General features: G+C 40.3%; 21 protein-coding genes. All 21 read right to left on the bottom strand.

Features of this window, described 5'->3' with window-relative positions:
- Window positions 1-17: 17 nt before the first annotated feature.
- A complete protein-coding gene (rplX, locus tag ACHUFV_RS25720; protein ID WP_394239251.1) occupies window positions 18-329 on the bottom strand; it encodes a 50S ribosomal protein L24 in 312 nt (103 codons plus the stop codon).
- Window positions 330-364: 35 nt separating this feature from the next.
- Window positions 365-733: a 50S ribosomal protein L14 gene (gene rplN / locus ACHUFV_RS25725; protein WP_394239253.1), complete on the bottom strand. Its 369-nt coding sequence runs from the start codon at window positions 731-733 to the stop codon at window positions 365-367.
- A gap of 41 nt (window positions 734-774) precedes the next feature.
- A complete protein-coding gene (gene rpsQ / locus ACHUFV_RS25730; protein WP_338450527.1) occupies window positions 775-1038 on the bottom strand; it encodes a 30S ribosomal protein S17 in 264 nt (87 codons plus the stop codon).
- 19 nt (window positions 1039-1057) lie between these two features.
- A complete protein-coding gene (gene rpmC / locus ACHUFV_RS25735) occupies window positions 1058-1261 on the bottom strand; it encodes a 50S ribosomal protein L29 (RefSeq protein ID WP_394239254.1) in 204 nt (67 codons plus the stop codon).
- A complete protein-coding gene (gene rplP, locus ACHUFV_RS25740) occupies window positions 1251-1685 on the bottom strand; it encodes a 50S ribosomal protein L16 (RefSeq protein WP_394239256.1) in 435 nt (144 codons plus the stop codon). The genes rpmC and rplP overlap by 11 nt, the downstream gene beginning before the upstream one ends.
- Window positions 1686-1687: 2 nt before the next feature.
- Window positions 1688-2344 carry a 30S ribosomal protein S3 gene (gene rpsC / locus ACHUFV_RS25745; protein ID WP_394239258.1) on the bottom strand — a complete coding sequence of 219 codons (657 nt, stop codon included), beginning with the start codon at window positions 2342-2344 and terminating at the stop codon, window positions 1688-1690.
- Between the two features lie 3 nt (window positions 2345-2347).
- Window positions 2348-2689, bottom strand: coding sequence for a 50S ribosomal protein L22 (gene rplV, locus ACHUFV_RS25750; RefSeq protein WP_150441776.1), 342 nt, complete (start codon window positions 2687-2689; stop codon window positions 2348-2350).
- An 18-nt stretch (window positions 2690-2707) separates the two neighbouring features.
- A complete protein-coding gene (gene rpsS / locus ACHUFV_RS25755) occupies window positions 2708-2986 on the bottom strand; it encodes a 30S ribosomal protein S19 (RefSeq protein ID WP_394239260.1) in 279 nt (92 codons plus the stop codon).
- 60 nt (window positions 2987-3046) lie between these two features.
- Window positions 3047-3877, bottom strand: coding sequence for a 50S ribosomal protein L2 (gene rplB, locus ACHUFV_RS25760; protein ID WP_394239262.1), 831 nt, complete (start codon window positions 3875-3877; stop codon window positions 3047-3049).
- A 29-nt stretch (window positions 3878-3906) separates the two neighbouring features.
- The gene (gene rplW / locus ACHUFV_RS25765) at window positions 3907-4191 is read right to left on the bottom strand and encodes a 50S ribosomal protein L23 (RefSeq protein WP_071396714.1); all 285 of its coding nucleotides are present in this window, start codon (window positions 4189-4191) and stop codon (window positions 3907-3909) included.
- Window positions 4191-4814, bottom strand: coding sequence for a 50S ribosomal protein L4 (gene rplD, locus ACHUFV_RS25770; protein ID WP_394239326.1), 624 nt, complete (start codon window positions 4812-4814; stop codon window positions 4191-4193). Before rplD ends, rplW begins: the two co-directional genes overlap by 1 nt.
- 28 nt (window positions 4815-4842) lie before the next feature.
- A complete protein-coding gene (gene rplC / locus ACHUFV_RS25775) occupies window positions 4843-5469 on the bottom strand; it encodes a 50S ribosomal protein L3 (RefSeq protein ID WP_394239264.1) in 627 nt (208 codons plus the stop codon).
- A gap of 36 nt (window positions 5470-5505) precedes the next feature.
- The gene (gene rpsJ / locus ACHUFV_RS25780) at window positions 5506-5814 is read right to left on the bottom strand and encodes a 30S ribosomal protein S10 (protein WP_071396717.1); all 309 of its coding nucleotides are present in this window, start codon (window positions 5812-5814) and stop codon (window positions 5506-5508) included.
- Window positions 5815-6278: 464 nt separating this feature from the next.
- Entirely contained in the window at window positions 6279-7466 is a 1188-nt protein-coding gene (tuf, locus tag ACHUFV_RS25785) for an elongation factor Tu (protein ID WP_394239265.1), read from the bottom strand.
- A 120-nt stretch (window positions 7467-7586) separates the two neighbouring features.
- Window positions 7587-9665 carry an elongation factor G gene (fusA, locus tag ACHUFV_RS25790; RefSeq protein WP_394239267.1) on the bottom strand — a complete coding sequence of 693 codons (2079 nt, stop codon included), beginning with the start codon at window positions 9663-9665 and terminating at the stop codon, window positions 7587-7589.
- A gap of 51 nt (window positions 9666-9716) precedes the next feature.
- Window positions 9717-10187, bottom strand: coding sequence for a 30S ribosomal protein S7 (gene rpsG / locus ACHUFV_RS25795; RefSeq protein WP_394239269.1), 471 nt, complete (start codon window positions 10185-10187; stop codon window positions 9717-9719).
- Window positions 10188-10224: 37 nt separating this feature from the next.
- Window positions 10225-10647, bottom strand: coding sequence for a 30S ribosomal protein S12 (gene rpsL, locus ACHUFV_RS25800; RefSeq protein WP_071396721.1), 423 nt, complete (start codon window positions 10645-10647; stop codon window positions 10225-10227).
- A 102-nt stretch (window positions 10648-10749) separates the two neighbouring features.
- Entirely contained in the window at window positions 10750-10998 is a 249-nt protein-coding gene (locus ACHUFV_RS25805; RefSeq protein WP_394239272.1) for a 50S ribosomal protein L7ae-like protein, read from the bottom strand.
- Window positions 10999-11184: 186 nt separating this feature from the next.
- Window positions 11185-14784 (bottom strand): DNA-directed RNA polymerase subunit beta', encoded by a 3600-nt coding sequence (gene rpoC / locus ACHUFV_RS25810; RefSeq protein WP_394239274.1) that lies wholly within the window; start codon window positions 14782-14784, stop codon window positions 11185-11187.
- Window positions 14785-15013: 229 nt separating this feature from the next.
- Window positions 15014-18571 carry a DNA-directed RNA polymerase subunit beta gene (gene rpoB, locus ACHUFV_RS25815; RefSeq protein WP_394239276.1) on the bottom strand — a complete coding sequence of 1186 codons (3558 nt, stop codon included), beginning with the start codon at window positions 18569-18571 and terminating at the stop codon, window positions 15014-15016.
- Between the two features lie 293 nt (window positions 18572-18864).
- On the bottom strand, window positions 18865-19476 hold the full coding sequence (locus ACHUFV_RS25820; protein WP_394239277.1) for a class I SAM-dependent methyltransferase: 612 nt from the start codon (window positions 19474-19476) through the stop codon (window positions 18865-18867).
- Window positions 19477-19538 lie beyond the last annotated feature (62 nt).

Raw genomic sequence — 19538 nt, forward strand, 5'->3', positions numbered from 1 at the left:
CTCCCTTCTTCATTTGACTATTTATCTAGAACTTCACCTGATTTTTTTGCATAACGTACATTTTTACCGTTCACTTCTTTTATGCCTACACGAGTTGGTTCACCGGATTTCGGATCGATAGGCATAACGTTTGATACATGAATAGGTGCTTCCTGGTTAAAGATTCCACCTTGTGGATTCATTTGTGATGGCTTTGAGTGCTTCTTAACAATATTCACGCCTTCAACTAGTACGCGATCTTTCTTAGGGAAAGCAGCAAGAATAACACCTGTTTTGCCTTTATCTTTACCAGAGATGACCATTACTTTGTCACCTTTTTTCACATGCATCTGTTTGCACCTCCTTAAAGGCAATTAATTTTAAATTATAATACTTCTGGAGCTAGAGAAACGATTTTCATAAAGTTGTTATCACGTAATTCACGTGCAACTGGTCCGAAGATACGAGTTCCACGTGGACTCTTATCGTCACGGATGATAACACATGCGTTTTCGTCGAATTTAATATAGCTTCCGTCATTACGACGTACACCAAACTTAGTTCGAACAATAACAGCTTTTACAACGTCACCTTTTTTAACAACGCCACCTGGTGTTGCTTGTTTTACTGTACAAACAATAACGTCACCAATGTTAGCAGTTTTACGGCCTGAACCACCAAGTACTTTAATAGTAAGTACTTCACGTGCACCAGAGTTATCCGCAACTTTCAATCTTGTTTCCTGTTGAATCATTAGTGTAACCTCCCTTCAGGATCAAGCATATTTCCGCACAATTAGATAATTACAGCTTTTTCTACAACTTCAACAAGACGGAAGCGTTTTGTAGCTGATAACGGGCGAGTTTCCATGATACGTACGATATCGCCAGTTTTTGCTTGATTTTGCTCATCATGAGCCTTAAATTTCTTAGAGTACTTTACGCGTTTGCCGTACAAAGAGTGTTTTTTATAAGTTTCAACGACAACAGTAATGGTTTTATCCATTTTATCGGAAACAACACGTCCTGTGTAAACTTTGCGTTGGTTACGTTCACTCATTTATGAACCTCCTCTCGGTTTATCGATTATTGACGCCGATCTCTCTTTCACGAATCACAGTTTTCATGCGAGCAATCGCTTTGCGTACTTCACGAATACGAGCTGTGTTTTCAAGTTGTCCAGTCGCCAATTGAAAGCGTAGGTTGAAAAGCTCTTCTTTTAGAGATTTTACTTTTTGTTCAAGTTCTGCAGTGGTAAGGTCACGAATTTCATTAGCTTTCATTTGATTCACCACCAATTTCTTGTCGTTTTACAAACTTACATTTAACTGGAAGTTTGTGTGCAGCAAGACGTAATGCTTCACGAGCGATCTCTTCAGATACACCTGCGATTTCGAACATTACTTTGCCTGGTTTAACTACAGCTACCCAACCTTCAGGAGCACCTTTACCGGATCCCATACGTACTTCAAGAGGTTTAGCAGTGTAAGGCTTATGAGGGAAGATTTTAATCCAAACCTTTCCACCACGTTTCATATAACGTGTCATTGCAATACGGGCAGCTTCAATTTGGCGGTTTGTAATCCATGATGCTTCAGTTGATTGAAGACCATATTCACCGAAAGTTACTTCAGTGCCACCTTTTGCTTGACCGCGCATTTTACCACGGTGTACACGACGATACTTTACGCGTTTTGGCAATAACATAATTATTTGCCTCCTTCCTCAGTTTTCTTTCTAGTAGGAAGGACTTCACCCTTGTATATCCATACTTTAACGCCTAATTTACCGTATGTTGTATCAGCTTCAGCTGTTGCATAATCGATATCAGCACGTAATGTATGAAGAGGAACAGTACCTTCGCTATAAGACTCAGAACGAGCGATATCAGCACCACCAAGACGACCAGATACCATTGTTTTGATACCCTTTGCTCCAGCGCGCATCGCACGTTGAATTACTTGCTTTTGAGCACGACGGAAAGAAACACGGTTTTCTAATTGACGAGCAATATTTTCCGCAACTAATTTCGCATCAATGTCAGCTTTTTTAATTTCAAGTATATTAATGTGAACACGTTTGCCAGTAAGTGAGTTTAACGCTTTACGTAACGCTTCAACTTCAGTACCGCCTTTACCGATTACCATACCAGGTTTTGCAGTGTGGATAGTAATGTTTAAACGGTTAGCTGCACGTTCAATTTCAACTTTAGAAACTGAAGAATCTTTTAAACGCTTAGCGATATACTCACGTACTCTAAGGTCTTCGTGTAATAGATCAGCATAGTCTTTGCCTGCGTACCATCTTGATTCCCAATCACGGATAACACCGATACGCAAACCGACTGGATTTACTTTTTGACCCACTAATTATCCCTCCTTCTTTTCTGATAAAACGATTGTAATATGGCTAGTACGTTTATTAATTTGGCTTGCACGGCCTTGTGCACGAGGACGGAAACGTTTCATAGTTGGTCCTTCGTCAACAAATGCTTGTGCTACAACTAAATTGTTAACGTCCATTTCATAGTTGTGCTCGGCGTTTGCCATAGCAGATTTTAATACTTTTTCTACGATCGGAGAAGCAGCCTTTGGTGTAAGATTTAAAATGGCTACTGCTTCGCCAACTTGCTTACCTCGAATTAAATCTACGACTAAACGAGCTTTACGAGGAGCAATACGAACTGTTCTTGCAACAGCTTTAGCTTGCATTGAAATGCCCTCCTCTCATTAACGTCTTGTTTTCTTATCGTCATTTCCATGGCCTTTGTATGCACGAGTTGGAGCAAATTCTCCAAGTTTGTGTCCGACCATGTCTTCAGTAATATATACAGGTACATGTTTACGACCATCATAAACGGCAATTGTATGACCGATGAACTGTGGGAAGATCGTCGAACGGCGTGACCAAGTTTTTACTACTTGCTTACCATTCGTTTCAACTAACTTTTCGATCTTTGTCATTAAATGCTCATCAACAAAAGGTCCTTTTTTCAAGCTGCGACCCATATTTGAACCTCCCTTCGTGATTGTTCTACGGTCCCATCATTGAACCGTAGGTCAACCCCGTTATTTTTTACGACGACGTACAATAAATTTATCTGATTTGTTGTTCTTCTTACGAGTTTTGTATCCAAGAGTTGGTTTACCCCATGGAGACATTGGTGATTTACGTCCGATTGGTGAACGTCCTTCACCACCACCGTGTGGGTGATCGTTAGGGTTCATTACAGATCCACGTACAGTAGGACGCTTGCCTAACCAACGAGAACGACCTGCTTTACCGATATTGATAAGTTCATGCTGCTCATTACCAACTTGACCAACAGTAGCACGGCAAGTAGCTAAGATCATACGAACTTCACCAGAATTCAAACGAACAAGAACATATTTTCCTTCTTTACCAAGAACTTGTGCAGATGTACCTGCAGAGCGAACTAATTGTCCACCTTTACCTGGTTTAAGTTCAATGTTGTGAATTACTGTACCAACTGGAATATTTGCTAATGGAAGAGCATTTCCTACTTTAATGTCAGCCTCAGGACCAGACATAACCTCTAAACCTACAACTAGATTTTTAGGTGCTAGGATATAACGCTTTTCTCCATCTACATAATTAATTAATGCGATGTTTGCAGAACGGTTTGGATCATACTCGATTGTAGCAACGCGTCCTGGAATGCCATCTTTATCGCGTTTAAAATCGATAATACGATATTGACGCTTATGGCCACCACCTTGATGACGAACTGTTAACTTACCTTGGTTGTTACGACCGCCTTTTCTTTTTAAAGGCTGTAGTAATGACTTTTCTGGCTTGTCAGTAGTAATCTCTGCAAAATCAGAAGTTGTCATTCCGCGACGACCGTTGGAGGTAGGTTTGTACTTTTTAATCGCCATTCTATTTCCCTCCTCTTCGTATTGAAATTTTATGCTTCAAAGATTTCGATTTCTTTGCTATCAGCAGTTAACTTAACAATTGCTTTACGACGTTTGTTTGTATAACCACCAAATTTACCCATACGCTTAAATTTACCTTTGTAGTTCATGATGTTTACTTTCTCAACATTCACACCGAAGATTTCTTCAACCGCATCTTTAACTTGAGTTTTGTTAGCTTTAACGTCAACTTCAAATGTATATTTTTTATCGGCCATTAAATCAGTAGAACGTTCAGTAATAACGGGGCGCTTAATGATATCGCGTGCATCCATTATGCAAGCACCTCCTCTACTTTTTCAACTGCTGCTTTAGTCATGATTAGCTTATCATGATTTAAAACATCCAATACATTAATTCCGTTAGCTGTTAATACAGTTACACCAGGAATATTACGAGCAGATAACGCTACGTTTTCATCAAGGTCAGCTGTAACGATTAGAGCTTTTGAATTAACTGAAAGTGCATTTAATACACCTTTGAAATCTTTTGTTTTAGGAGCATCGAAAACTAGTGTTTCTAATACTACTAAATTTTCATCCAATACTTTAGATGATAACGCAGATTTGATTGCTAAGCGACGAACTTTTTTTGGTAATTTGTAGCTGTAGCTACGTGGTACTGGACCAAATACAGTTCCGCCTCCGCGCCATTGTGGTGATCTGATAGAACCTTGACGAGCACGTCCAGTTCCTTTTTGACGCCATGGTTTGCGTCCACCGCCTGCAACTTCAGAACGGATTTTTGTTTTATGTGTACCTTGACGTAATGATGCTCTTTGCATAACTACCGCTTCAAATAACACATGTTGGTTTGGCTCAATTCCAAATACTGATTCATTAAGTTCGATTTCACTCACTTTTGAACCGTTTTGGCTGAATAAATCAACTTTCGGCATTCTCATTTCCTCCTTTCTGGCTTACTTATTACGCTTTAACCGCACTTTTAATTTTTAATAGAGCTTTTTTAGCTCCTGGTACATTACCTTTAATCAATAAAAGGTTACGTTCAACGTCAACCTTAACGATTTCAAGATTTTGTACAGTAACTTGCTCTCCACCCATACGACCAGGTAATGCTTTACCCTTGAATACACGGTTTGGAGCTACAGGACCCATTGATCCAGGACGACGGTGGTAACGAGAACCGTGTGCCATTGGTCCGCGAGATTGTCCGTGGCGCTTAATAGAACCTTGGAAACCTTTACCCTTTGATACACCTGTTACATCAATTACATCGCCTTCTGCGAAAATATCAACTTTGACTTCCTGACCAACTTCATATGCTGCTAAGTCAACTCCGCGGAATTCGCGAACGAAGCGCTTAGGAGCAGTATTTGCTTTAGAAACGTGTCCTTTTTCAGGCTTGTTAGACAGCTTTTCGCGTTTGTCTTCAAAACCGATTTGAACCGCTTCATAACCATCAGTATCAACTGATTTCTTTTGAAGAACGATGTTATTTCCAGCTTCAACAACTGTTACCGGAATAAGGTCTCCGTTTTCTACAAATACTTGTGTCATACCGATCTTTCTTCCTAAGATTCCTTTGGTCATTAGTCACACCTCCTATTTTATAGTTCATTATATTTATTATAATTTAATTTCAATGTCAACACCTGACGGTAAATCCAAACGCATTAACGAATCAACAGTTTGTGGTGTTGGGTTAATGATATCAATCAAACGTTTATGTGTACGCATCTCAAATTGCTCACGAGAATCTTTATACTTGTGAACCGCACGTAAGATCGTGTATACAGACTTCTCAGTTGGTAACGGGATCGGACCAGATACAGCTGCACCTGAACGTTTCGCAGTTTCAACAATCTTTTCTGAAGATTGATCAAGAATTCTGTGATCATATGCTTTAAGACGGATACGGATTTTTTGTTTTGCCATTATTTTCCCTCCTTTATCGCCTATTTTAAAATAGACATTCTCCGCAGAAATATCCCCACACACTCGCCATGGCAAAGCGGCCGGGTGTGTCGGCAACCTCCTGCATCATCGCAGTCGAAGACCAACATTGTCTATTATACAGAAAGGAAACAAGAAATGCAACATTAAATGTTTTTTTCTTTATCTCCTGAACACTTTTCCTATTATATAGTGTTAAGAGGTAAATTTCAAGCAAGAATATTATATTTAAGATTGGTATTGCTTCCTATTTCTTGTCACTTTGGAAACTGGACAGATTCTGTAATGTATTACTTCTATATATAGAAGAAACTTGAATAGAATTAATAAAACTTATCTCTACACTCAACCAACCAGCATAACTAAGGCTGCTTATAATTGTTCACAAAATAAAAAAGGCAGATGGATCGTCATCCATCTGCCTTTTTTCACTTATCTATTATCTATTACTCAGTGATAGTAGCAACTGATCCAGCGCCTACAGTACGGCCACCTTCACGGATTGAGAACTTAGTTCCTTCTTCGATAGCGATAGGAGCAATAAGTTCAACTGTCATTTCGATGTTATCGCCAGGCATAACCATTTCTACGCCTTCTGGAAGTTGGATGATTCCAGTTACATCAGTTGTACGGAAGTAGAACTGTGGACGATAGTTTGAGAAGAAAGGAGTGTGACGTCCACCTTCTTCTTTTGAAAGAACATATACTTGTGCTTTAAACTTTGTGTGTGGTTTGATTGTACCTGGCTTAGCCAATACTTGTCCACGTTGGATATCTTCACGTGCAACACCACGAAGAAGTGCACCGATGTTATCGCCAGCTTCAGCATAATCAAGAAGCTTACGGAACATCTCAACACCTGTTACAGTTGTTTGTTTTGGCTCTTCAGTGAAACCAGTGATATCTACAACGTCACCAACTTTTACTTGTCCACGCTCAACACGACCTGTAGCAACAGTACCACGACCTGTGATTGAGAATACATCCTCAACCGGCATCATGAATGGCTTTTCAGTGTCACGAGTTGGAGTTGGAACATACTCATCAACTGCATTCATTAATTCAATGATTTTTTCTTCCCATTCTGCTTCGCCTTCAAGAGCTTTAAGAGCAGAACCTTTAACAACAGGAATGTCATCACCAGGGAAATCGTACTCAGAAAGTAGATCACGAATTTCCATTTCAACTAATTCTAATAATTCTTCGTCATCAACCATATCACACTTGTTCATGAAAACAACTAGGTATGGAACACCTACTTGACGAGAAAGAAGAATGTGCTCACGAGTTTGTGGCATTGGACCATCAGCAGCAGATACTACAAGGATACCGCCGTCCATTTGCGCAGCACCAGTGATCATGTTTTTAACATAGTCAGCGTGTCCTGGGCAGTCAACGTGTGCATAGTGACGGTTTGCAGTTTCATACTCAACGTGAGAAGTGTTGATTGTAATTCCACGCTCTTTTTCTTCAGGAGCGTTATCAATTTGATCATAACCGCGTGCTTCACCGCCACCTGCTTTTGCAAGTACAGTTGTGATAGCAGCTGTTAAAGTAGTTTTACCGTGGTCAACGTGACCAATTGTACCAATGTTAACGTGTGGCTTTGAACGATCGAATTTAGCTTTTGCCATTAGGAAAATCCTCCTTTAATTTATAAAAGTTTAAGTATTTTTATGACTGTCGGGAAGGGGCCCCTTCCCACAGCTTTAACTTACATAAGTAGTTATAATTGATTTAAAAGACAAAATCAATTATTCACCTTTATTTTTTTTGATAATTTCTTCAGAAATTGATTTTGGAACTTCTTCGTAGTGATCAAAGTGCATAGTGAATACTCCACGACCTTGAGTACTTGAACGTAATGAAGTAGCATAACCGAACATTTCTGATAGAGGAACCATCGCTTTAACAACTTGTGCATTTCCGCGTGCTTCCATACCTTCTACGCGTCCACGACGGGCTGTGATTTGACCCATGATATCTCCTAAATATTCTTCAGGGATAACAACCTCTACTCTCATAACAGGTTCAAGGATAACTGGACTACACTTTGATGCCGCATTTTTCAATGCAAGTGATGCAGCAATTTTAAACGCCATTTCACTTGAGTCAACATCATGGTATGAACCGTCAAATAGTCTTGCTTTAACGTCAACCAATGGGAATCCAGCTAACACACCTCTTTGAAGAGCATCTTCAAGACCAGCTTCAACAGCAGGTATGTATTCACGAGGAACAACCCCACCGACGATACCATTTTCAAATTCAAAACCTTTACCTTCTTCATTTGGAGAGAACTCAATCCATACATGTCCGAATTGTCCACGACCACCTGATTGACGAGCGAACTTACCTTCAACTTGTGCAGATTGGCGGAATGTTTCACGGTATGAAACTTGTGGAGCACCGACATTTGCTTCAACTTTGAATTCGCGACGCATACGGTCAACGAGGATATCTAAGTGAAGCTCACCCATACCGGCAATGATAACTTGTCCAGTTTCTTGATCAGTATGTGCTCTGAATGTAGGATCTTCCTCTTGAAGCTTTTGTAAAGCAGTTGTCATTTTATCTTGGTCAGCTTTTGATTTTGGTTCAACAGATAATTGAATAACCGGCTCAGGGAATTCCATTGACTCTAGAATAACAAGATTCTTATCATCACATAGAGTATCGCCAGTAGTTGTATCTTTTAAACCAACAGCAGCTGCGATATCACCAGCGTAAACTTCAGATATTTCTTGACGGCTGTTTGCGTGCATTTGAAGGATACGTCCTACACGCTCACGCTTACCTTTTGTAGAGTTTTGAACATATGATCCGGATTGAAGTGTACCAGAGTACACACGGAAGAAAGTTAATTTACCTACATAAGGGTCAGTCATAACTTTGAATGCTAATGCTGCGAATGGCTCTTCATCACTTGAATGACGCTCTACAGCTTCTTCAGAATCTGGTAGAGTTCCTTTGATAGCAGGAACATCAAGTGGTGATGGAAGATAATCAACAACTGCGTCTAGCATTTTTTGAACACCTTTGTTCTTAAATGCTGAACCGCAGATTACTGGGTAGAATTCTACGTTACAAGTACCCTTACGGATAGCTGCTTTTAATTCTTCCTTAGTGATCTCTTCACCGCCAAGGTATTTTTCCATTAGATTTTCATCTAATTCAGCTACAGCTTCAAGTAATTTTTCACGATACTCATCTGCTTGAGCTTTATATTCTTCAGGAATTTCAACTTCCTGCATATCAGTGCCAAGATCGTTTGTATACATAGTCGCTTTCATTTCAACAAGATCAATGATACCTGTGAATTCATCTTCAGCACCAATTGGTAATTGAATTGCATGCGCGTTTGCTTGTAAACGATCATGTAATGTACCTAAAGAGTAGATAAAATCTGCTCCAAGTTTATCCATTTTGTTAACAAATACAACACGAGGAACACCGTATGTTGTAGCTTGACGCCAAACTGTTTCTGTTTGTGGCTCAACACCCGATTGAGCGTCAAGAACAGCAACTGCACCATCAAGCACACGAAGAGAACGTTCAACTTCAACAGTGAAGTCTACGTGCCCTGGTGTGTCGATGATGTTTACGCGGTGACCATTCCACTGCGCAGTAGTCGCAGCAGAAGTGATCGTGATTCCGCGTTCTTGTTCTTGTTCCATCCAGTCCATCTGAGAAGCACCTTCATGTGTTTCACCGATTTTATGAATCTTACCAGTGTAATAAAGGACACGCTCAGTTGTTGTCGTCTTACCAGCATCGATGTGTGCCATGATACCGATATTACGTGTATTTGCTAAGGAGAACTCTCTTGCCATTTTGTATTTCTCCTTCCTTGTTTTGGGATGTATTTTACGAAAAAGTAAATTCTACCAACGATAGTGAGCGAAAGCTTTGTTAGCTTCAGCCATTTTGTGAGTATCCTCACGTTTCTTAACAGATGAACCAGCATTGTTAGCTGCATCTAGAATTTCGTTAGCTAAACGCTCTTCCATTGTTTTCTCACCGCGAAGACGAGAATAGTTAACTAACCAACGAAGACCAAGAGTTGTACGGCGATCTGGACGCACCTCAACTGGTACTTGGTAGTTTGCACCACCAACACGGCGTGCTCTTACTTCAAGAACAGGCATGATGTTTTTAAGCGCTTGATCGAATACTTCCATTGGCTCTTTGCCAGTACGCTCGCGAATGATATCAAATGCAGAATATAAAATTGCTTGTGATTTACCTCTTTTACCATCGATCATCATTTTGTTGATCAGGCGAGTTACAAGCTTTGAATTGTAAATAGGATCTGGTAACACATCTCTTTTTGCTACAGGACCTTTACGTGGCATTATATTTCCTCCTTTCAAGAAAAGTTATCTCTTTATATTATTTTTTTGCAGGTTTCGGTCTCTTAGTACCGTATTTTGAACGACCTTGCATACGGTTGTTAACACCGGCAGTATCTAATGCTCCACGAACGATGTGATAACGTACCCCTGGTAAGTCTTTTACACGTCCGCCACGGATTAACACAACACTATGTTCTTGTAGATTGTGTCCAATACCTGGAATATATGCAGTTACCTCGATTCCGTTGGATAAACGTACACGGGCATATTTACGTAACGCTGAGTTTGGTTTTTTCGGAGTCATTGTACCAACACGAGTACATACACCACGTTTTTGAGGTGAAGTTAAGTTTGTTTGAGACTTTTTAAAGCTGTTGTACCCTTTGTTAAGTGCTGGAGACTTTGACTTTTCCACGATTGTTTGACGTGGTTTACGCACTAACTGATTAATAGTAGGCATTTTATGTTTCCTCCTTTCACATTTTTGTTAAGCCCACACATCCAGGTGGCTCATTTTTAGGTAAAAACAAAGTCTTTGCAGAACAATTCCACAAAAACATTATTAACTGATAATCGCTACAACCGCTGCTCCTACTTTTATACCGCATGTCTTCCCGAGTTTTTTCATCGAGTCAACATAAGTAACCGTAACATTCGCTTCTTCAGCCTGTATTGCAATTTTTGACGTCAACCTAGGATCCGCATCCATCGCAATCAACACTTCAGAAATGTTTTCGGTTTTAAGAGCTCTAGCAGTTTGCTTTGTTCCTATGATAATACTGTTTGCCTGAAATACTTTTTCATAAGACATAAAAATATCCTCCAAAGTATCCGGGTATTAGGAGCACCTTTAGAATATTATCACTTCAAACCCACGATGTCAACATCGTTATTATTTTTTTTTGAAACTATATGAATGTTTCTGCTGTATTCAGCATACATAAGTAAATTGCAACAATCATACAGCACTCCCTTTTCGAGAGTGCTGTATTAATCATTACTCTACTGTTACTGGAGTTTCAGGTACTTCTTCGTTTGAATATGGTTCAGCTCTACGATAGCGTGACATACCAGTTCCCGCAGGAATTAACTTACCAATAATTACATTTTCCTTCAGGCCTAGTAATTCATCGCGTTTTCCTTTAATTGCTGCATCTGTAAGAACCCTTGTCGTTTCTTGGAAGGACGCGGCAGATAAGAAGGAATCTGTTTCAAGAGATGCTTTTGTAATACCAAGTAACACAGGACGTCCAGTTGCAGGCATTTTACCTTCTAGCAATGCCTTTTCATTCGCATCTGTGAATTGGTGAATATCAAGAAGTGTACCAGGAAGTACATCTGTTTCACCAGCTTCAATAACACGTACCTTACGGAGCATTTGACGAACCATAACCTCTACGTGTTTGTCGCCAATTTCAACACCCTGCATTCTATATACCTTTTGAACCTCTTTAAGCAGGTACTCTTGTACGGACATAACATCTTTAACCTTGATTAATTCCTTCGGATCGATTGAACCTTCTGTAAGTTCCTGTCCTCTTAACACATGGTCATTTACAGCAACCTTTAATCGAGCTGTATACGGAGCAGTATATGTGCGTGATTCTAATTGACCTTGAACGATGATCTCATGCTGTCGATCGCGTCCTTCATTAATACCTACAACCACACCATCGATTTCAGAGATAACCGCAACCCCTTTCGGATTACGCGCTTCAAATATCTCCTGAATACGCGGTAAACCTTGAGTGATATCGTCACCGGCAACACCACCGGTATGGAATGTACGCATGGTTAACTGTGTTCCAGGTTCACCGATAGACTGGGCCGCAATAATACCAACTGCTTCGCCCACTTCAACCTCTTGACCTGTAGCAAGATTTCGGCCATAGCATTTTTTACATACACCATGACGTGTATTACATGTAAATGCAGATCGAATCCAGACCTGTTCAATATTGGCATCCATGATTTCAACAGCAAGATCTTCTGTAATTAAGTCGTTCTCCGCTACAATAACTTCCTTTGTCTCTGGATGTCTAATCGCTTTTCTAGCATAACGGCCAATTAAGCGTTCATCAAGAGGTTCAATGATTTCATTGCCGTCTTTTAATGCAGAAATCATCAGACCACGATCTGTTCCACAATCATCATCGCGGACAATAACATCCTGCGCAACATCGACAAGACGCCTTGTTAAGTAACCAGAGTCAGCTGTTTTTAGCGCTGTATCGGCAAGACCTTTACGCGCACCATGTGTAGAAATGAAGTATTCCAACACCGTTAAACCTTCACGGAAACTTGAAATGATTGGTAATTCAATGATACGTCCAGCCGGGTTGGCCATCAATCCACGCATACCAGCAAGCTGAGTGAAGTTCGATGCATTACCACGGGCTCCGGAATCACTCATCATGAAGATTGGGTTCGTATTCTCTAAGGAATCCATCAATTTAGATTGGATCGTATCCTTCGCGGCACTCCAAATGGAAATAACGCGATCATAACGCTCGTCCTCGGTAATTAAACCACGTCTAAACTGCTTCATGACATTCTCAACTTTAGTATGAGCTTCATCAATAATTTCTTTCTTTTCACCTAAAACGACGATATCGGCAACCCCAACAGTAATTCCAGCCTTGGTAGAATATTTAAATCCAAGGTCCTTCATACGGTCAAGCATTCTGGAGGTTTCGGTGATTTTAAATCGCTTAAACACTTCCGCAATGATATTACCTAATATCTTTTTCTTAAATGGATCAACTAACGGCATATCTTGAATATGCGCTTTCACATCAGTACCTGGATCTACAAAGTACTTTGCAGGCGTTTCTACTTCTAGATTTCTCTTAGTTGGTTCATTTATATAAGGGAATGACTTAGGTAAAATTTCATTAAAGATGAGTTTCCCTACAGTTGTAAGTAATAGCTTTTTATTTTGTTCTTCTGTGAATGTTGGATTCTTTAGCGAAGCAGCACGTACTGCAATACGAGTATGCAGGTGCGCATAGCCATTTTGATAAGCTAGTAATGCTTCGTTGATATCATTAAAGACCATTCCTTCTCCAACATAACCAGCACGCTCAAGTGTTAAGTAATAGTTTCCTAATACCATATCCTGAGAAGGTGTTACAACCGGCTTTCCATCTTTCGGGTTCAAAATATTTTGAGCAGCAAGCATTAATAGACGTGCTTCAGCCTGTGCTTCAGACGAAAGTGGTACGTGAACAGCCATTTGGTCACCGTCAAAGTCCGCGTTATAGGCAGTACATACAAGCGGGTGCAGACGGATTGCTCTTCCTTCTACAAGCGTTGGTTCGAAGGCTTGAATTCCCAATCTGTGAAGCGTTGGGGCACGGTTAAGCAAAACTGGATGCTCTTTAATAACCTCTTCTAAGACATCCCAAATTTCAGGTTGAACCCTTTCAATTTTACGCTTTGCTGATTTAATATTATGAGCTAATCCCTTTTCCACAAGCTCCTTCATGACGAACGGCTTGAAAAGCTCCAATGCCATTTCTTTTGGAAGACCACATTGGTACATTTTAAGGTTTGGACCAACAACGATAACCGAACGACCGGAATAATCCACACGTTTACCCAATAGGTTTTGACGGAATCGTCCTTGTTTACCTTTTAACATATGTGAGAGAGATTTAAGTGGTCTGTTACCAGGACCTGTTACAGGGCGGCCTCTACGTCCATTATCAATAAGCGCATCAACTGCTTCCTGCAGCATTCTCTTTTCGTTTTGAACAATTATACTTGGCGCACCAAGGTCTAATAATCGTTTCAAACGATTATTACGGTTAATAACACGACGATATAAATCATTTAAGTCAGATGTTGCAAAACGACCGCCATCAAGCTGTACCATAGGGCGAAGCTCAGGAGGAATGACCGGTAGAACATCAAGAATCATCCAAGATGGTTCATTACCTGAACCACGGAATGCTTCAATCACTTCAAGACGCTTAATCGCACGAGTACGACGCTGTCCTTGAGCTGTCTTTAGCTCTTCCTTTAGCATGTCGGCTTCCTTCGTTAAATCGATATCAGAAAGAAGTTTTTTAATTGATTCCGCACCCATTGAAGCTTGGAATTTGTTTCCGTACTTTTCACGATATGCACGGTATTCTTTTTCAGATAAAAGCTGTTTCTTCTCAAGGGTTGTATCCCCTGAATCAGTTACAACATATGAAGCAAAATAGATAACCTCTTCCAATGCACGTGGAGACATATCTAAGACAAGTCCCATACGGCTTGGAATCCCTTTAAAGTACCATATATGTGATACAGGAGCAGCCAATTCAATATGACCCATACGTTCACGGCGCACTTTCGCACGTGTTACTTCAACACCGCATCGATCACAGACTACACCTTTATAACGTACACGCTTGTATTTACCGCAATGACATTCCCAGTCTTTTTGCGGTCCAAAAATTCGTTCACAAAATAAGCCGTCCTTTTCAGGCTTTAATGTACGATAGTTAATAGTTTCTGGTTTTTTCACTTCACCAAATGACCAAGATCGAATTTTATCTGGTGACGCCAGACCTATTTTCATAAACTCAAAATTATTTACATCAAGCAAGGGGCCTACCTCCCTTTTCATCTCCGGGTTATACCCAAATTGCAGCTATTCCGACGAATACCGGAACTTAATCCCTATATCAAACAATCACTAATTATTTATTTACGAAGTTTTTACCAGCAGAATAAATCCGTGTGGTTTAACCCCATACAGATAGATGGAATGTTAAAATTCCATCTATCTAATATCAGGGAATACGTAAGTCTTTGACTTTTTTGTCGAATAAGCCTTACTCGTTTAGACCAACCTTTTCAGATTCCATATCCTGTGGTTCAGGAGTAACAGTAATAGACTCAGCCTGCTGCATCTCTTCCTCATCTTCCTGATCACGCATTTCTATTTCTTCTTCATCACCAGATAGGATCTTAACATCCAAACCTAAGCTTTGAAGTTCTTTAATTAATACTTTAAATGATTCCGGAACACCTGGTTCTGGAACATTTTCACCTTTTACAATCGCTTCGTATGTTTTAACACGTCCTACAACGTCATCCGATTTGACTGTTAGGATTTCTTGTAACGTATAAGCAGCACCGTACGCTTCAAGAGCCCAAACCTCCATCTCTCCGAAGCGCTGTCCGCCAAATTGTGCTTTACCACCAAGAGGCTGCTGCGTAACAAGAGAGTATGGTCCAGTTGAACGAGCATGAAGCTTATCATCAACCATGTGTGCCAATTTAATCATATACATGACACCTACAGAAACACGGTTATCAAACGGTTCACCGGTTCTACCGTCATAAAGAACAGTCTTGGCATCTGAAGCCATTCCTGATTCCTCAATCGTTTCCCAAACATCTTCCTCTGTTGCACCATCAAATACAGGTGATGCTACATGGATATTTAAATATCTTGCTGCCATTCCAAGGTGAAGCTCAAGCACCTGACCGATATTCATACGTGATGGTACCCCTAATGGGTTTAACATGATATCAACAGGTGTGCCATCTGGTAAGTACGGCATATCCTCTTCAGGTAAAATACGGGAAATAACCCCTTTGTTACCATGGCGTCCCGCCATTTTATCTCCGGCAGAGATTTTACGTTTTTGTACAATATACACACGGACAAGCTGATTTACACCAGGAGGCAGTTCGTCTCCGTCTTCACGATTAAAGACTTTTACGTCTAAGACTATTCCGCCGCCGCCGTGTGGTACACGCAGCGATGTATCACGAACTTCACGTGCTTTTTCACCAAAAATGGCATGTAAAAGGCGTTCTTCAGCTGTTAATTCCGTTACTCCTTTAGGTGTAACTTTACCAACAAGCAGGTCTCCATCCTTTACTTCAGCACCGGTACGGATGATTCCACGCTCATCAAGATTTCGAAGTGCATCTTCTCCGACGTTCGGTATATCACGTGTAATTTCCTCAGGTCCTAGTTTTGTATCACGAGACTCTGATTCATATTCTTCAATATGGATTGAAGTATACACATCATCTTTTACAAGACGTTCACTCATGATGATGGCATCCTCATAGTTATAACCATCCCAAGTCATGAAGGCTACAAGGACATTTCGTCCTAATGCTAATTCACCAAGTTCCATTGAAGGTCCATCAGCAAGGACTTCGCCTTTTGTTACTCGGTTTCCAACTGCAACAATTGGACGTTGGTTATAGCATGTTCCTTGGTTGGAACGGATAAATTTTAATAATTTATATTTATCAAGGTCACCTTTTACTTCCTGACCATCGATCACTTTAATTCTGCGTACCCAAACCTCACGTGCTTCAACATGCTCCACAATACCGTCATGCTTACAAATCACTGCAGCTCCAGAGTCTTTACCGTTAACATACTCCATACCTGTTCCAACTCGTGGCGCTTCAGGCTGCATAAGCGGTACTGCTTGACGTTGCATGTTCGCTCCCATTAACGCACGGTTTGAGTCGTCATTCTCTAGGAAAGGAATACACGCAGTCGCAGCAGATACAACCTGCTTAGGTGATACATCCATGTAGTCAATACGGTCACGGTTGACAGTTGTATTTTCACCACGGAAACGAGATACAACTTCTTCATCCATAAATGCGCCGTTCTCATCAAGGCGAGAGTTGGCCTGTGCAACAACATAGTTATCTTCTTCATCAGCTGTCAGGTAATCAATGTGATTTGTCACTCTGCCCGTATCAGGGTCAATCTTCCGGTACGGAGTCTCGATAAAGCCAAATCTGTTTACCTTTGCAAAGGATGATAATGAGTTAATCAAACCGATGTTTGGTCCCTCAGGTGTTTCAATTGGACACATACGGCCGTAGTGCGAATAGTGAACGTCACGAACTTCCATCCCTGCACGTTCACGTGTTAAACCACCAGGTCCCAATGCAGACAAACGTCTCTTATGTGTTAGCTCTGCAAGCGGATTTGTCTGGTCCATAAATTGTGACAACTGTGAGCTTCCAAAGAACTCTTTAATAGATGCGATAACCGGACGAATATTGATTAACTGCTGTGGAGTGATTGTATTTGTATCCTGGATGGACATTCTTTCACGAACCACACGTTCCATTCTGGATAATCCAATTCTGAATTGGTTTTGCAGGAGCTCACCAACAGAACGTAAACGTCGGTTTCCTAAGTGATCAATATCATCTGTATTTCCTACTTCATGTAAAAGGTTAAAGAAGTAGCTGATAGATGCAATAATATCGGCTGGAGAAATATGTTTAACAGCCTCTTCCACATAGGCATTGCTGATAACATTGATAACTTTTTCGTCTTCATTTGGCGCGTAAATTTTGACTGACTGAAGAACAACTTCTTCTTCTACAACACCGCCATATGGCGTAATCGTTCTAAAACCAATATTTTTTTCTAAATTTGGAATGATACGATCCAATGTACGACGGTCAAGCAGTGTTCCCTTTTCAGCAACAATTTCACCTGTTTCAGGATCAACCAAGGTCTCAGCCAAACGCTGCCCAAACAAACGATTTTTTATATGAAGCTTTTTGTTAATTTTGTATCGTCCAACATTGGCAAGATCATAGCGTTTTGGATCAAAGAATCTTGAAACCAATAAACTTTTTGCATTGTCAACTGTTGGCGGTTCACCCGGACGTAAACGCTCATATATCTCTAATAAGGCCTTTTCAGTGCCTTCTGTATTATCTTTTTCCAAGGTGTTGCGGAGATACTCATTTTCTCCAATCAAATCAAGGATTTCTTGATCAGAGCCAAAGCCTAATGCACGCAAAAGAACCGTAACAGGAAGTTTCCGAGTACGATCAATTCTCACATACACAACATCTTTCGCATCTGTTTCATATTCAAGCCATGCACCGCGATTTGGAATAACAGTAGCTGTATAGCCCTTTTTTCCATTTTTATCTAATTTCCCGCTATAGTAGACGCTTGGTGAACGCACAAGTTGGGAAACGATAACGCGCTCTGCACCATTTATGACAAATGTACCTGTTTCTGTCATAAGAGGGAAGTCGCCCATAAAGACATCTTGGTCTTTGACCTCTCCTGTTTCTTTGTTTACAAGACGTACTTTCACACGTAATGGTGCGGAATATGTAACATCCCGTTCTTTCGATTCTGGAACAGAATACTTTGGTTCGCCAAGACTGTAATCAATAAATTCTAGAGATAGATTACCTGTAAAATCTTCAATTGGTGAAATATCCTGGAACATTTCACGTAACCCTTCATCAAGAAACCACTGATAGGAAGAGGTCTGTATTTCAATGAGATTTGGTAATTCTAAAACTTCACTGATCCGTGCGTAACTTCTTCGTTGGCGGTGTCGTCCATACTGAACTAGTTGACCTGTCAACTCATTCACCCCTCAAATCAAGCGTTTTAATATTTATTGCCATCTTATATAAGGAATTTCTTCCTATTCCATAAGACAAAAAGAAAAAGGGTTTTTAACTCAAAAACCACATTCTCAGATTACGACTATTATTTGGTTATTTTCTCCAAATTAACCATACTTTATACAACTTATTATAAAATTAGTAATAAAGAGAAATTAATCTATTGGCATTTTACAATGCTATCACAACACTTAGGGCTAGTCAATATTTTTCTTCTAATTTCATAAAACATATTGACAACAAGATAAACTTATTCTCGCTTAGCCTTCTTCGCTTTTATAATAAAGTAGCCTTTCTTCTTCGCCACTGTTTCCACAACAGCAAAGGTCTCAGAGAGCTTTGCAATAGTCGAAGGTGCCCCCTGCTTTTTTTGTATCACGACCCATAGTTCCCCGTCAGGAAGCAGAGAGTTATAGCTTTGCTCATAAATATCATGAACAACCTCTTTACCAGCCCGAATGGGAGGGTTAGTGAGCACAGCAGCGAACTTCCTTCCTGTTACTGCAGATAAACGGTCACTCTCATAAATCGCCACATTATGTACGCCATTTAATTCACCATTATCCTTTGCAAGGCCTAACGCACGCAAATTGACATCAATCATATGTACCGTTCTTTCTGGCCAATGTTTTGCAACAGATAAGCCGATTGGCCCATACCCGCAGCCAACATCTAATACATCACCAGGCACATCTGGCATATCAAAGGTTTCAATTAATAATCTTGATCCAAAATCCACTTCCTTTTTTGAAAAAACGCCGTTATCCGTTTTAAAACGGAAGTTCGAATTTCTTAAAGTATAATTCCAAATCATTGGATTGCTATCAACATTTTGAGTTCGGGAATAATAATGCTCGGACATGTTATCACCTCCGCTGGAGAAATGTGAATTTTAGAATCTGGGGAATAAACTTTGAGCAGTTA

This window comes from Niallia oryzisoli (genome assembly GCF_043641075.1).
Lineage (GTDB): Bacteria > Bacillota > Bacilli > Bacillales > Cytobacillaceae > Bacillus_BD > Bacillus_BD oryzisoli_A.

Bases quoted from the DNA above. Each gene is read 5' to 3' on its own strand.
- rpmC (WP_394239254.1), bottom strand. From the start codon at position 1,261: ATGAAAGCTAATGAAATTCGTGACCTTACCACTGCAGAACTTGAACAA.
- rplN (WP_394239253.1), bottom strand. From the start codon at position 733: ATGATTCAACAGGAAACAAGATTGAAAGTTGCGGATAACTCTGGTGCA.
- rplX (WP_394239251.1), bottom strand. From the start codon at position 329: ATGCATGTGAAAAAAGGTGACAAAGTAATGGTCATCTCTGGTAAAGAT.
- rpsS (WP_394239260.1), bottom strand. From the start codon at position 2,986: ATGGGTCGCAGCTTGAAAAAAGGACCTTTTGTTGATGAGCATTTAATG.
- rplP (WP_394239256.1), bottom strand. From the start codon at position 1,685: ATGTTATTGCCAAAACGCGTAAAGTATCGTCGTGTACACCGTGGTAAA.
- ACHUFV_RS25805 (WP_394239272.1), bottom strand. From the start codon at position 10,998: ATGTCTTATGAAAAAGTATTTCAGGCAAACAGTATTATCATAGGAACA.
- rpsJ (WP_071396717.1), bottom strand. From the start codon at position 5,814: ATGGCAAAACAAAAAATCCGTATCCGTCTTAAAGCATATGATCACAGA.
- fusA (WP_394239267.1), bottom strand. From the start codon at position 9,665: ATGGCAAGAGAGTTCTCCTTAGCAAATACACGTAATATCGGTATCATG.
- rpsG (WP_394239269.1), bottom strand. From the start codon at position 10,187: ATGCCACGTAAAGGTCCTGTAGCAAAAAGAGATGTGTTACCAGATCCT.
- rplB (WP_394239262.1), bottom strand. From the start codon at position 3,877: ATGGCGATTAAAAAGTACAAACCTACCTCCAACGGTCGTCGCGGAATG.
- rpsQ (WP_338450527.1), bottom strand. From the start codon at position 1,038: ATGAGTGAACGTAACCAACGCAAAGTTTACACAGGACGTGTTGTTTCC.
- rplC (WP_394239264.1), bottom strand. From the start codon at position 5,469: ATGACCAAAGGAATCTTAGGAAGAAAGATCGGTATGACACAAGTATTT.
- rplW (WP_071396714.1), bottom strand. From the start codon at position 4,191: ATGGATGCACGCGATATCATTAAGCGCCCCGTTATTACTGAACGTTCT.
- rpsL (WP_071396721.1), bottom strand. From the start codon at position 10,647: ATGCCTACTATTAATCAGTTAGTGCGTAAACCACGTCAAACAATCGTG.
- rplD (WP_394239326.1), bottom strand. From the start codon at position 4,814: ATGCCGAAAGTTGATTTATTCAGCCAAAACGGTTCAAAAGTGAGTGAA.
- tuf (WP_394239265.1), bottom strand. From the start codon at position 7,466: ATGGCAAAAGCTAAATTCGATCGTTCAAAGCCACACGTTAACATTGGT.
- rplV (WP_150441776.1), bottom strand. From the start codon at position 2,689: ATGCAAGCTAAAGCTGTTGCAAGAACAGTTCGTATTGCTCCTCGTAAA.
- ACHUFV_RS25820 (WP_394239277.1), bottom strand. From the start codon at position 19,476: ATGTCCGAGCATTATTATTCCCGAACTCAAAATGTTGATAGCAATCCA.